Genomic DNA, 12238 nt, shown 5'->3' with positions numbered 1-12238 from the left:
TTATATTTTTAGATGTCGTGGTTAAATTTAGGGTAAAAAGAGATGGTTTTATTTTATACAACCCTTAAAAAGACCTTATTGGCATTATTGTGTGGATACTGAGGCGTCATTGCGAGCAGCCGTAAGCGTTGTTGCGTGGATCGGAAAACGCACTAGGTGTCATCCCGTGGCTTGACCACGGGATCCAAAAAACTACTTAAAATATAGTATTTTTAACTGGATCCCGCGATCAAGTCGCGGGATGACAATGAGAATCCGATCCGTGCAACCCCCTCTCCTCGCAATGACGATATCAACTACTTCGGAGCAATGCTAATATTTCTTCAATAACTCAAGAGCTTTTGCAAAATCTACTATATATTCTTCTTCTTTTTTTAAGTCTTTGATTTTTAAGCTATTATTCGTCTGCTCTTCGTCACCTATAAAAATAATAAGTTTAGCATTTTCATTAAGAACGCGTTGCATTCTTTTAGCTATTTTACCTAGGGGTTCTATGATAGTAGCAATATTTTCTGTTCGCAATTTATCTACAATTTCTAAAGCATAGCAAATATTATTTTCGCCTATAGGTAATACAAATACCGGCTTTACTTCAGATATATTATATTCTCGCATTAAAGCAATTCGCTCGATACCGGCAGCAAAACCGATAGCCGGTACATCATCGTTATTACCCATGATTTTAGCAAGCCCGTCATAACGTCCGCCGGCTAGAATAGTAGATTGTGACCCAAGCTTTTTCGTAGTGAATTCAAAAGCAGTATGACAGTAATAATCAAGTCCTCTAACCAAACGTGGGTTTATAGTATATTCTACGCCTAAAATATCTAGATACTTTATTAACTCCTCAAAATATTCTTTAGACCCATCAGTGTAATATTCAGATAAAACCGGTGCGTTTGCTATTATTTTCTGATCGGTCTCACTTTTAGAATCAAGTATCCGCATTGGATTTTTGGATAACCTTATTTTGCTTTCTTCTGATAATTGATCTTTAAAATCATTTAGATATTCTACTAATTTTTGCTGATAAACGCTTCTTGATTCACTACATCCAAGAGAGTTAAGCTCTAAGGTAGTATCCTGCTCTATTTCGAGTGCTTTTAATATATCAACGGCTAACTTCAAAGTTTCAGCATCAGTAATTGCTCCTTTAGCACCGATATACTCATAATTTAGTTGGTGAAATTGTCTTTGACGCCCTGCTTGCGGTCTATCATAACGAAAAACAGGACCGGTAGAGAAGAACTTTAATGGTAATTTATGTTGTAATCCGTTTGAGATAAGGCTTCTTATAATACCTGCTGTAAATTCAGGTCGTAATGCTACGGAATCATTGCTTTTATCTAAAAAACTATAGATTTCTTTGCTGATTACGTCAGAGCTTTCACCCATCGAGCGGTTAAAGACTTTAGTATACTCCAAAATAGGAGTACTCATTTGCTTATAGCCGTATAATACTCCAACATCTCTTGCTTTGTTAATTATATAGTCGTGAACTTTATAATCATCCGACAAAAGATCTTTCATTCCTCGGAGTGGTTGCAGCTTTTCAGTCATTTGCTTAATTTTGTGGTTTTGTGTGGATTAACGTCATTGCGAGGAGGCGTTGTTGCATGGACCATTTTATGTCATTCCCGCGAAAGCGGGGCCCCAGTAAAATCTAAAAAAACTTGTTTTTTAGACTTATTTTACCAAATATGTAACTTCTATATCAATATTGAAGTTATTTTTCTGGATCCCCGCTTTCGCGGGGATGACATCGAGTAGGTTTTTCTATCCACACAACAATACCTTGCGAGGAAAGGCAAAGCCTCGACGTGGCAATCTCAGGAATTTTTTACTACTTCATGAGATTGCCACGCTCCTTTCAGTCGCTCGCAATGACGACTCGGGTATCCATGCAACAACGCCGACTTGACCACGATATCCAGTTTTTTTTATTTTTTCTAGATACCGTGGTCAAGCCACAGTATAACATACGTCCCTAATTTTGCTCTTCTTTCATAAAGAACGATCTTATAATATATAAAACAAATATCGTAATAAACCAATATATTAACGCACGACCTGCCGTTAATATATTAAAGTTTCCTTTATATATTTCATCACCATACATTTGTGTAAGTAATAGATAGATACAAGCAAACAAAATAAACGGTGCAATAACAAATACTATAGGACATTTAAATGCTCTTTGAGCAGTCGGTAATTTTATCCTAAACATCATTACTATTATTGCTACAACAATATAATCAATAAGTGCTCCCATTGAAGTTAATTGCGTTATAATTTCAGTAGGACAAAAACCTCCTAAAAACGCTGCAAGTGCAGAGAATATTATAATCGTAACATATGGGCTATCATATTTAGGATGCAATTTTGCAAAACTTTTCGGTAGTAAACCGTCACGTGCGATAGCATAAAAAATACGAGAAGTACCGTAAATATTCATCATCAACACCGTCATCATACCACAAACCGCTCCGGTTGAAACAATTGCTGAACCAATTTTACTATTATTGATAGTTAAGGCATAAGCAAGCGGACGATCATTATTTAGCTGATCAAAAGGAGCTATACCGGTAACTAAGCCTGACATTACCACATATACTAAAGTAGTTAAAACTAGTGATCCTATAATACCGATCATTATATCACGCTTTGGATTTTTACATTCTTCAGCTGCAGTTGCAATTGTTCCAAATCCCGTAAAAGCTAAGAACAAAATAGAAGAACCCATCACGACTCCACCGAAACCGAAAGGCATAAAATTACTCCAATTAGTAGCATCAAAATGCGGAGCAGCTGCCACAACAAAAGCAAATATTGCTGCCATTTTTACAAAAACTAAAATAGCATTTATTTTTTTACTATCTTTAGTACCTAAAAATAAAATAAATCCAATAAATGCCGAAATTAAAAATGCCGGTAAATTTATTACTCCACCATTTGAAGGTACGGTAGTTAAGGCTTTTGGTAAATATACTCCGCCTGCTTCCAATATTCCTTGTATATAACCTGACCAACCGGCAGCTACTATTCCAGCAGATACTCCAAGCTCTAATATTATAACGCTACCGATCATCCAAGCTAATACTTCACCGAATGCAACATAAGAGTAAGTATAAATACTGCCGGAAGTCGGAAGCATAGCAACAAGTTCGGTATAAACAAGTGCGACGAAAATACAGGTAATACCGGCAATCATATAAGATATCATCACTGCAGGTCCTGAAAATTTAGCGGCAATTATACCGGTAACAACGAATACGCCCGTACCAACCATTGCACCAAGACTCAGTAATATTAAATCGAATGCTCCAAGCGTCTTACTAAGACCGCTTGAGCTACCTATCTCTTTTACTGATTCAAAACTTTTCTTCTTAAAAAAACTCATTATTTTCTCCTGTTTTAGTGAGCTTATTTTTTTGTGAATTGTGTCATTGCGAGCGACTAAAAGGAGCGTGGCAATCTCAGGAGGTCTAACTAGATTGCCACGTCGCTTCGCTCCTCGCAATGACGCAATTACCTCATATCCCTAGTAATCCATCCGCCGCCAAGTACCCTCTCTCCGGCATAAATAACGCATGCTTGTCCAGGGGCGACGGCTTTTTCTTCGGATAAAAATTTTATCTTCATTTTATCATCACCGAGTTTACTTATTTCGGCTAAACGAGGCGGTCTTGTTGAGCGGATTTTAACGGCTACTTCTAGCTTTTCGTTATCTTTAGTCTCATCTGCAAGCCAATTCACGTCTTTAATTATAAACTCCTGCACATGTAATGCAGACTCCGGTCCTACATATACTATATTGTCCTTAGGATCAATCTTTACTACATATAAAGGCTTGTTATAAGCTATACCAAGCCCACGACGTTGCCCTATAGTGTAATTAATTATACCACTATGTTCTCCTAGCTCAAACCCGTTTACGTGAACAATCTTACCGCTTTCGCTGCTACCGGGACGTATTTTATTTATTACGCTCTTATAATTCCCGTCAGGTACGAAGCAAATATCTTGGCTATCCGGCTTATCCGCTACCTCAAGCCCAAATTTACTAGCAAGCTTTCGTGTTTCATCCTTAGTAAGTCCTCCAAGAGGAAAGCTTAAATATTCTAATTGCTCTTTAGTTGTCGTAAATAAAAAATAACTTTGGTCTTTTGCCGGATCAAGCCCTGTATGTAATTCCGCTCCATTATCACCGTTTATTTTTCGTACGTAATGACCGGTAGCAAGCTTATCTGCCCCAAGTTCTCTAGCCGTTTTAATTAGATCCCTAAATTTTACCGATTTATTACATTGCACGCATGGAAGCGGTGTTTCACCTTGTAAATAGCTATCGACGAAATTATCTATTACCAACTCTTTAAATTTGCTCTCATAACCAAGTACGTAATGGGGAATACCTAGCTTATTTGCTACCATTTTAGCATCGTAAATATCCTGACCGGCACAACAGGCATTTTTTTTCCCTACTGCCATACCGTGATCATATAGCTGCAAGGTAATACCTATAACATTATGTCCCTGTTCATGCAGCATTGCGGCAACCGCCGAACTATCAACCCCGCCTGACATTGCGACAACTATAGTAGACTGCTTATCCCCTAAATTAATCATACCAACCTTAAACAAACAGCAAATTATACTAAATTTATAATTAAATTACAACACTATCTTTTAATATATTAAAATGCTATAATTGGCGTTGTCTAATAATTATCGATTTCGTCATTGCGAGCAGGCATTGTTGCGTAGGCCGATAAATCCACTGTGTCATACCGGGGACAAGCCCCGGTATGACATCGCACGCATTTTTTGATCCACACAACAAGACACATAGCTTAAAAAATTATATGTTATTTAAAATATTATACAAAACAGTTATTACATTAGCTCTAATTTATTTTCTACTGATTATTTTAGAATATGCACGTCAAGGTTTTATTAATGACCTATCATTACAAAAAGTAGATTTATCTATTCAGAATTCTATAAAGGAGCCTATTTATTTAGTTTCTTATGCCGACGATCCAGAGTATGTTTATCGTAATCAAAATGCAACTACTCATTATGCGATTAATAAAGGTATAGATTTCATATTTAACTACAAGAAAAAGCATATAAATCAAGCATTTATAGAAAAAAATCAAGAAATTTTTAATGAACCTGCAGGAGCGGGGTTATGGCTATGGAAGCCTTATATTATACTTGAAACAATGAAAAATGCACCGGAAGGAGCTATTATAGTATATTTAGATTCAGCATTTGTTATTAAAAAGCATATCAGTAATTTAACAAATCTTTTAGGCGATAATGATATATTACTGGTACATGATCGCAATCGTAAAAACGGTAGTTTTGTTAAAGGTGAAACTTTTGCTTTAATGGATTGTCTTACTGACGAATGCAGAAATGACGATCACATTTGGTGTGCCGTTATTATTGTACGTAATACCAAGCTTTCTCGTTCTTTTATTGAAAAATGGCTAAAAAGTTGTGAAGATATTAGAATTCTTTCAGGCAAAGATTATAATATTTACCCTAATTACGATGAATATAAATGGCATCATTCCGACCAATCGGTACTTAGCCTTATATATCACAAAAATCCACAATCGGTTAAAGTAATAGAGTATGAAGAAACAACACCTTCTTTATCTTGGTTTCACCGTAAATATTCAAATAGCTCGCCGTTAAAGCCTTGGTATAGCATATACGGTATAGATCCTATAATTAACTTTAATACTAACGGCAAAGTTTTACCTTCTACTGCTCTTATAAATACTCCGCCGATTGTTAGACTTCGTAAATGGGTTATTGAACATCAATGATGGGCTTTGTTGCGTGGCTCTTGAAAAACGCTCCGTTGTCACCCCGTGGTCAAGCCACGGGGTGACAGCTATAGTTCTCTTACTTTAAAGAAACTATAAGATAAAGTAAGTACTTTAATGTCTTGCATTTCAGGATCAAGCTCAAAATCCTTATCTATATAAAATGTAACCGGCATTAAGACTTTTTCGCCGGCTTTTAATAATTGTTCTTCAAAACAAAAACAATGAATTTTTACGAAATATTTTCCTGCTTTATTTGGAGTAACATTATATACGGAAGTACCTATTATATCGTTATCACTTAGATTCTCCGTTTCATAGAACACTAGAGTATTCTGCCCCGGAACAATTTGCACTCTTTGCTGCCTTGGGATAAAACGCCAAGGCAAATCTTTATCAACATTAGCATCGAACTCGATAATTATAGGTTTAGTGCCTTTTACCTTAGAATATACACTCACCGTTTCTTTTGCAGTAGTGCCGCCATATCCTGTAACTTTACAAAATAAATTATAGATAGGTACGGAAGCAAAGCTTAGTAACACCATGCTAATTATTAATCCCAGCAAGGAAAAAGCTAAATTTTTATTGGATTTTTTAGACATTATTTGATTTTATTTAAAAATACTCTAGAAAAAGTTTATTTTAGATCATATATGTGTTAGTATAAAGAAAAATAGTTTTTAAGGTTAGTATGACTAATAATATTAATGCATTAGCAATTTCTAGCGAATCAGGATTTTATAGCTACTTACAGAAAATCAATAAAATTCCTTCACTTACGCAAGAAGAAGAATTTTTATTAGCGAAATCCTATTTAGAAGAGAATGATTTACAAGCTGCACATAAATTAGTAACGAGCCATCTTAAGCTTGTTGCAAAAGTTGCAAGCGGCTATAGGACTTACGGTCTTCCTATTACCGAATTGGTTTCAGAAGGTAATATAGGTTTAATGCAGGCAGTAAAAAAATTCAATCCCGAACTTGGTTTCCGCCTATCAACATATGCAATGTGGTGGATTAAAGCAGCCATACAAGAATATATATTAAAATCTTGGTCATTAGTAAAGATGGGAACAACGGCCGCACAAAAAAAATTATTTTTTAGTCTTAATAAAGTTAAGCATAAAATTACTAATTTATACTCAAGGGCTATTACTACCGATGATTTTGCACAAATAGCAGATGAGCTAGGCGTTTCGGTTAATGAAGTTTCCGAAATGAATACTAGAATTTCAGGTCCTGATTTATCGTTAAATAACTCTATAAATAGTGACGATGCAGAATCCGGAGAGTTAATAGAACTACTACCGGAAACACGCCCTACTCCCGAAGCTATGGCTATTAATAAGCAAAATTCTACCAGTAAAAGGAAGTTACTATCAAATGCTATGAAGATTTTAAACGATAGGGAACTTCGTATTTTAACAGAGCGTAAATTAACAGATACTCCTAAAACTCTAGATATTCTAAGCAGTGAGTATAATATTTCTAAGGAACGTATTAGACAAATAGAAAATACGGCTTTTGAAAAAATAAAGAAGTTTATTTTAAACCATAGTAGAGAAGTAGCTTAACTTCATTCCTGCAGAGGTATGACCTTGTTGCACAACTCGTTTATGTCATTCCCGCGACTTGATCGCAGGATCCAGTAAAAAAATGATAAAAACAAAGAAAATTATATGAAAATTTAGTATATAATTTGCTTAAAAAACTGGATTCCTACTTTCGCAGGAATGACATTAGTTCAGCACACCTGACCATTCCGGATCAGAAGCATCTGCCGGTGTTATAATTTCTCTTTCATTATGACCTGTTAGATCAATTGCAAAAATTTTATTCTTTCCTGGAGCTTTAGCTCTTGAAGGCCAACCTTTAGCAAACATAATAACTCGTCCGTTAGGCGACCAACAAGGGCTTTCGACTAAATACCCGCTTGTTATTATCCTTTCGCTATTCTCATCATCTTGGGGGCATGCTTTCATAATTCCGATATTAAAAGTTTTTCCTCCGTCTCCTCTAGTAATCTTAGTAAATACTATATAATCTCCTCTAGGCGACCAGCTAGGAGCAGTGTAAGAACCTCCACCAAAACTAATACGCTGAACGTCACTTCCGTCCGAATTCATGATATATAATTGAGGTACACCGTTTCTATCGGAATTATACACAATTTTTTTACCGTCCGGTGAATAGCTAGGAGAGGTATTAATACCAAATCCGTCAGTTAATTTATGAAGCCGTTTAGTAGCAAGGTCGATTTCATAGATATGCGTCGAGCCGTTTTTAGCTATCGACATTACAGCTTTTCTACCGTCCGGTGAGAATCTAGGAGCAAAAGATATACCGGAAAAATCACCTACTACACTTTCTTTGCCTGTTTTTAAATCTTTTTCATAAACAAGTGCTCTTCTTTTGGTAGCATATGAAACATAAAAAATCTTATCCGCCGAACGAGCAAATCTTGGGGTTAAGACTAATGACTTTCCATTGGTAAGGTATTTATTATTAGCCCCGTCATAATCCATCAAAGCAATTCTTTTTATTTTCGGTAAAGAACTGCTTTCTGATACATACACTATTTTGGTATCAAAATAACCGGCATCACCGGTAATTTTTTCATAAATTTTATCGGCAATTTTATGTGCCGCTCTTCTCCATAAGGTTTCAGGTACTTCAAGAATTTCACCGGCGAGCTGTTTTTCAAGCAATGTATCCCATAATATAAAGCTAATTTTAAGTTTACCGCTTTCTAGTTTCTTAACTTCACCATTTACTAAAAGACTAGCATTAATTTGACGCCATGCAGCAAAAAGCGGTTTATATTCTATTCCTGTCTTCTCTTCTATAAAAGATGCAGAGGAAATAGGACGGAATAATCCTGAAAGCTTTAAATCATTAGAGATAACTTTAACCACATCGTGACCTACTACGTTATCAGTAGAACTATCAGCATTAAATTTATTTACTGCTATAGGCGTAGGGTCGGCTCGCCCATGCTCAATATTTATTGTTTCAAGTGCATAGCCGGTAAAGCTAAATAATAGTGATAGTATAAAATATATAATATTTCTCACTCAAAATACTCCTTTTTATCAAATTCCGTCAGTACGGTGTCATCCCGCGACTTGATCGCGGGATCCAGCTTGCAACACTATTATAAGTTATTTTTTTGGATACTGCGATCAAGTCGCAGTATGACATTAAAGGTTACTAGATTCCTGCTTTCGCAGGAATGACATCCACTACCCAAAAATCTTCATTAATTCTTCCCATTCTCTTTTAGTCATGCCGCTAGTTTCATGGGTAACTTTTTCACCTTTTATCATTCTTTTAATTACATCTAAACCTTTACGTGAAATATTCGCTCCCTGCAAACGATATTCCTCAAAAGCTTCGTAAGTAAAAGGTACCCAAGCTTTAACTATCTCAAGCATTTTTTCGGCATAAACTCTAATTTCATATTGTGCGTGAGGGGCGGCACGCAACCTTAAGAAATGAAGTAAATTATGTAAATTAATCTTCCAATACCATTCCGTATAATAATTTAAAGTTAAATTCATACGAGCAAGCTCTCTTGCTATCCCTGTGGCGTTCTCATCTATAATATTACCTTCTTCATCGGCATTCATCAGTTCCTTATAATGCCCGTAGCACTGTCTAGCATCTTCCTCTAAAATTGCAAGGACCTTTTCAGCCACTTCTTTCGGTAAGCTATCCCCTTCCCTACATTGTTTATTTACGGCAGATTGGGAAGCAATATTTGCCAGTTCAGGTAAATAAAATTCGTTGCCTAAAATAGAATACCTTGCCGAATATTCGTTAACGCTAGCTGTTCTATGCCTAATCCATTGCCTTGCAATAAATATCGGTAGTTTAATATGGAACTTGATGTCACACATCTCAAAAGGAGTGGTATGATAATGACGAAGCAAGTAGTTTATCAGCCCTTTATCTTGGTTTAATTGCTTCGTACCCTTACCGTAAGAAACACGAGCTGCTTGTACTATAGCACTATCATCCCCCATATAGTCGATAACTCTAATAAAGCCGTGATCTAAAACTTTTATAGGCTCATATAAGATTTCTTCAAGTGCCGGAACTGTTACTCTTTTTGTGGTGTTGTGCATTCTATTTATCCTTTATGTTTTTCTTTAAATTAACCTTTCCGATGTCATTCCCGCTTGGTATTGTTGCGTGGATCAATTTCACCTCTGTCATGCCGTGGCTTGACCACGGGATCCAGTTAAAAATACTAAAATTATTAGTATTTTTTATTGTTTTTCTGGATGCCGTGGACAAGCCCACGGCATGACATTTCATGACAAATAACTATATAAATTTTTACCGTTTCTTTTTAGCCATAATTTTGCCGGTTGGTATTCAGGATATATATCCTCAACTAACTGCCAAAAATTTTTGCTATGGTTCATTTCTTTTAAATGTACCATTTCATGAGCTACTAAATATTTTAGTACTTCAAAGGGGGCAAAAACTACCCGCCAATTAAAAGCAAGATTCCCTTTGCTACAACAACTCCCCCAACGGCTAACATTTTCCATTATTCTAATATTAGAATAAGTCAAATTATGTTTTTTGGATATATTCTCTACTATTATTTTTATTTCTGCTAATAATTTCTTTTTAAGGAATACTTCTATACTAAGTTTTTTTAGTACCTTACTGCAATACACTTCTAACGTAGAATCATTTAGTTTTATCTGATTTTTAGACGAATCAATATGTATTATTTCATAAGATTTACCCAAAATAGAAATCTTATCTTCATCCTTTGGTATCTCAGTTACATTACGACGTAATTTTTGCCTAACCCAATATTCTTTACTTAATAAAAAATTATGACCTTTTTCGACTTTTACCTTAAGAGGTAATACAAGCTCTGCACCTTTAGACGTAATTCGGATGGCTATATTTTTAGCTTTGCTACTCCTCCTTACTATAACATTTTGAGGTTCGCCGTATTTGGTAAGAGTAATAAAATCTTCCATTTAAAATTCTATATATTTGCTTGGATCAACCGCTATTTTGTTTTTACGCATCGCAAAATATAACTTATGTTCTACATGTCCGATAACACTATTTTTAGCAATTTTATCACCTTTTTTAAGTAACAAATCGTCTAAACTCGCATATGCTACTTCCAAATCATCTTTATCTAACTTAACTATTACTAAATTACCGAATTGTTTATTAAAGCCTGAATATATTACCGTTCCTGCAGCAATAGATTTAACTTCGCTATATTCTTTAGCGGCAATATCTATCCCTTTACTTTTACCGGCTTTAAACTCGGTAATAATTACCCCATTTAACGGTTTTACAAAATTTAATTGTTCTATCGCTTCTTCATCTTCGTCTTCATTCCGAAATATAGGAATCTCAATATTATCATTATCATCTTCTATAATTTTTGCCTTTGGTTCTTCGAGTCTACCACTAACTTTTTCTGATACGGGATCGTCTTCCATAGTTCTTTGAACTATCAACCCCTCGTCGTGTTCTAGTTCGGTAGAATTATTATTTGCAGTAACATCTCCTACTTTATACTCAATTGGAGCCGGTGGCTGATCAACACAAGAAACTAAACAAAAACATATAACGATACTAAGTGCAACAGGATATTTCATATATTTAACAAAACTATTATTTACATTAGAAAACAAATCTTACATAGTATATAATTTTTATCATTATTTTCCATCAAAAAATTAACTATGAAAACTTATAATATTGTCATAGCTAGTGATCATTCAAGTTATGAGCTTAAGTCTGAAATTATCAATTATTTAGAGCAGAAATCTCTAAAGATTTATGACTGCGGAACGAATAATACACAAACCGTTGATTATCCTGATTATGCTAAGAAAGTAGTAGATATTATTATTGAAAAATTAGCACCTATCGGTATTTTAATTAGTGATACGGGGATTGGTATGTCTATAGCTGCTAATCGTAGCTCGGAGATAAGAGCCGCTTTGTGCAATGATATATTAACTGCCGAAAATGCTAAAGCTCATAATGACGCTAATATTTTGATACTCGGAGCAAAAACCGTAGATCACAAAATAGTATTTGATATTATAGATAAGTTTTTAACTACCAAATTTGAAGGCGGCAGACATAGCACCCGCCTATCAAAGATAAAGTAGTTTTATATAGATAGACGTCGTCATTGCGAGCGGGCATTGTTGCATGGATATAAAAAAGCACTCGGTGTCATACCGTGGTTTGACCACGGGGTCCATAAAAACAACTAAGAACACTAATAATTTTAGTATTTTTAACTGGATCCCGTGGTCAAGCCACGGTATGACAATTAGGAAACTGGTCTACGCAATAAAGCCTATATCTGATAAACTAATATATAACTTTGCTTAA

General features: G+C 35.2%; 13 protein-coding genes and 1 pseudogene. 4 read left to right on the top strand and 10 right to left on the bottom strand.

The features are described 5' to 3' along the window. Positions 1-127: 127 nt before the first annotated feature. The 4 genes and pseudogenes from REIP_RS13575 to mnmA form a co-directional block, all read right to left on the bottom strand. A pseudogene (locus REIP_RS13575) lies at positions 128-246 on the bottom strand (folate-binding protein); the annotation flags it as partial. Positions 247-312: 66 nt separating this feature from the next. Then, a complete protein-coding gene (gene hisS, locus REIP_RS02465; protein WP_045803743.1) occupies positions 313-1560 on the bottom strand; it encodes a histidine--tRNA ligase in 1248 nt (415 codons plus the stop codon). A 427-nt stretch (positions 1561-1987) separates the two neighbouring features. Further along, positions 1988-3400: an amino acid permease gene (locus REIP_RS02460; protein ID WP_045803742.1), complete on the bottom strand. Its 1413-nt coding sequence runs from the start codon at positions 3398-3400 to the stop codon at positions 1988-1990. Between the two features lie 128 nt (positions 3401-3528). Next, the gene (gene mnmA, locus REIP_RS02455) at positions 3529-4626 is read right to left on the bottom strand and encodes a tRNA 2-thiouridine(34) synthase MnmA (RefSeq protein WP_045803741.1); all 1098 of its coding nucleotides are present in this window, start codon (positions 4624-4626) and stop codon (positions 3529-3531) included. A 236-nt stretch (positions 4627-4862) separates the two neighbouring features. Here mnmA and REIP_RS02450 point away from each other — a divergent pair, with 236 nt between their 5' ends. Next, the gene (locus REIP_RS02450; RefSeq protein WP_045803740.1) at positions 4863-5840 is read left to right on the top strand and encodes a hypothetical protein; all 978 of its coding nucleotides are present in this window, start codon (positions 4863-4865) and stop codon (positions 5838-5840) included. 68 nt (positions 5841-5908) lie between these two features. Here REIP_RS02450 and REIP_RS02445 read toward each other — a convergent pair whose 3' ends face one another. Beyond that, positions 5909-6445 carry a cytochrome c oxidase assembly protein gene (locus REIP_RS02445; protein ID WP_008580370.1) on the bottom strand — a complete coding sequence of 179 codons (537 nt, stop codon included), beginning with the start codon at positions 6443-6445 and terminating at the stop codon, positions 5909-5911. 89 nt (positions 6446-6534) lie between these two features. Here REIP_RS02445 and rpoH point away from each other — a divergent pair, with 89 nt between their 5' ends. Further along, positions 6535-7416, top strand: coding sequence for an RNA polymerase sigma factor RpoH (gene rpoH / locus REIP_RS02440; protein ID WP_045803739.1), 882 nt, complete (start codon positions 6535-6537; stop codon positions 7414-7416). Positions 7417-7581: 165 nt separating this feature from the next. On the opposite strand, the gene tolB is transcribed toward rpoH, so the two are convergent. The 5 genes from tolB to REIP_RS02415 form a co-directional block, all read right to left on the bottom strand. Next, positions 7582-8916 carry a Tol-Pal system beta propeller repeat protein TolB gene (gene tolB, locus REIP_RS02435; protein ID WP_045803738.1) on the bottom strand — a complete coding sequence of 445 codons (1335 nt, stop codon included), beginning with the start codon at positions 8914-8916 and terminating at the stop codon, positions 7582-7584. 168 nt (positions 8917-9084) lie between these two features. Then, positions 9085-9969 carry an FAD-dependent thymidylate synthase gene (gene thyX, locus REIP_RS02430; protein ID WP_045803737.1) on the bottom strand — a complete coding sequence of 295 codons (885 nt, stop codon included), beginning with the start codon at positions 9967-9969 and terminating at the stop codon, positions 9085-9087. A gap of 1 nt (position 9970) precedes the next feature. Next, entirely contained in the window at positions 9971-10141 is a 171-nt protein-coding gene (locus tag REIP_RS10740; RefSeq protein ID WP_156147399.1) for a hypothetical protein, read from the bottom strand. A 17-nt stretch (positions 10142-10158) separates the two neighbouring features. After that, entirely contained in the window at positions 10159-10848 is a 690-nt protein-coding gene (locus REIP_RS02420) for a M48 family metallopeptidase (protein ID WP_045803735.1), read from the bottom strand. Next, complete coding sequence (locus REIP_RS02415; protein WP_037231368.1) at positions 10849-11523, bottom strand: murein hydrolase activator EnvC family protein; 675 nt, start codon at positions 11521-11523, stop codon at positions 10849-10851. 51 nt (positions 11524-11574) lie between these two features. Between REIP_RS02415 and rpiB the strand changes: the two genes are divergently transcribed. Both rpiB and REIP_RS12215 read left to right on the top strand, forming a co-directional pair. Beyond that, positions 11575-12009, top strand: coding sequence for a ribose 5-phosphate isomerase B (gene rpiB / locus REIP_RS02410; RefSeq protein WP_023507749.1), 435 nt, complete (start codon positions 11575-11577; stop codon positions 12007-12009). Positions 12010-12052: 43 nt separating this feature from the next. Further along, the gene (locus tag REIP_RS12215; protein ID WP_231569351.1) at positions 12053-12238 is read left to right on the top strand and encodes a hypothetical protein; all 186 of its coding nucleotides are present in this window, start codon (positions 12053-12055) and stop codon (positions 12236-12238) included.

Source organism: Rickettsia endosymbiont of Ixodes pacificus (assembly GCF_000965155.1).
GTDB classification, from domain to species: Bacteria; Pseudomonadota; Alphaproteobacteria; order Rickettsiales; family Rickettsiaceae; genus Rickettsia; species Rickettsia tamurae.
This window is presented reverse-complemented; position numbering and strand designations above follow the sequence as displayed.

Coding starts and splice junctions, on each gene's coding strand:
- REIP_RS02450 (WP_045803740.1), top strand. CDS start 4,863: ATGTTATTTAAAATATTATACAAAACAGTTATTACATTAGCTCTAATT.
- REIP_RS02420 (WP_045803735.1), bottom strand. CDS start 10,848: ATGGAAGATTTTATTACTCTTACCAAATACGGCGAACCTCAAAATGTT.
- REIP_RS02445 (WP_008580370.1), bottom strand. CDS start 6,445: ATGTCTAAAAAATCCAATAAAAATTTAGCTTTTTCCTTGCTGGGATTA.
- mnmA (WP_045803741.1), bottom strand. CDS start 4,626: ATGATTAATTTAGGGGATAAGCAGTCTACTATAGTTGTCGCAATGTCA.
- hisS (WP_045803743.1), bottom strand. CDS start 1,560: ATGACTGAAAAGCTGCAACCACTCCGAGGAATGAAAGATCTTTTGTCG.
- rpoH (WP_045803739.1), top strand. CDS start 6,535: ATGACTAATAATATTAATGCATTAGCAATTTCTAGCGAATCAGGATTT.
- REIP_RS12215 (WP_231569351.1), top strand. CDS start 12,053: ATGGATATAAAAAAGCACTCGGTGTCATACCGTGGTTTGACCACGGGG.
- rpiB (WP_023507749.1), top strand. CDS start 11,575: ATGAAAACTTATAATATTGTCATAGCTAGTGATCATTCAAGTTATGAG.
- REIP_RS02460 (WP_045803742.1), bottom strand. CDS start 3,400: ATGAGTTTTTTTAAGAAGAAAAGTTTTGAATCAGTAAAAGAGATAGGT.
- thyX (WP_045803737.1), bottom strand. CDS start 9,969: ATGCACAACACCACAAAAAGAGTAACAGTTCCGGCACTTGAAGAAATC.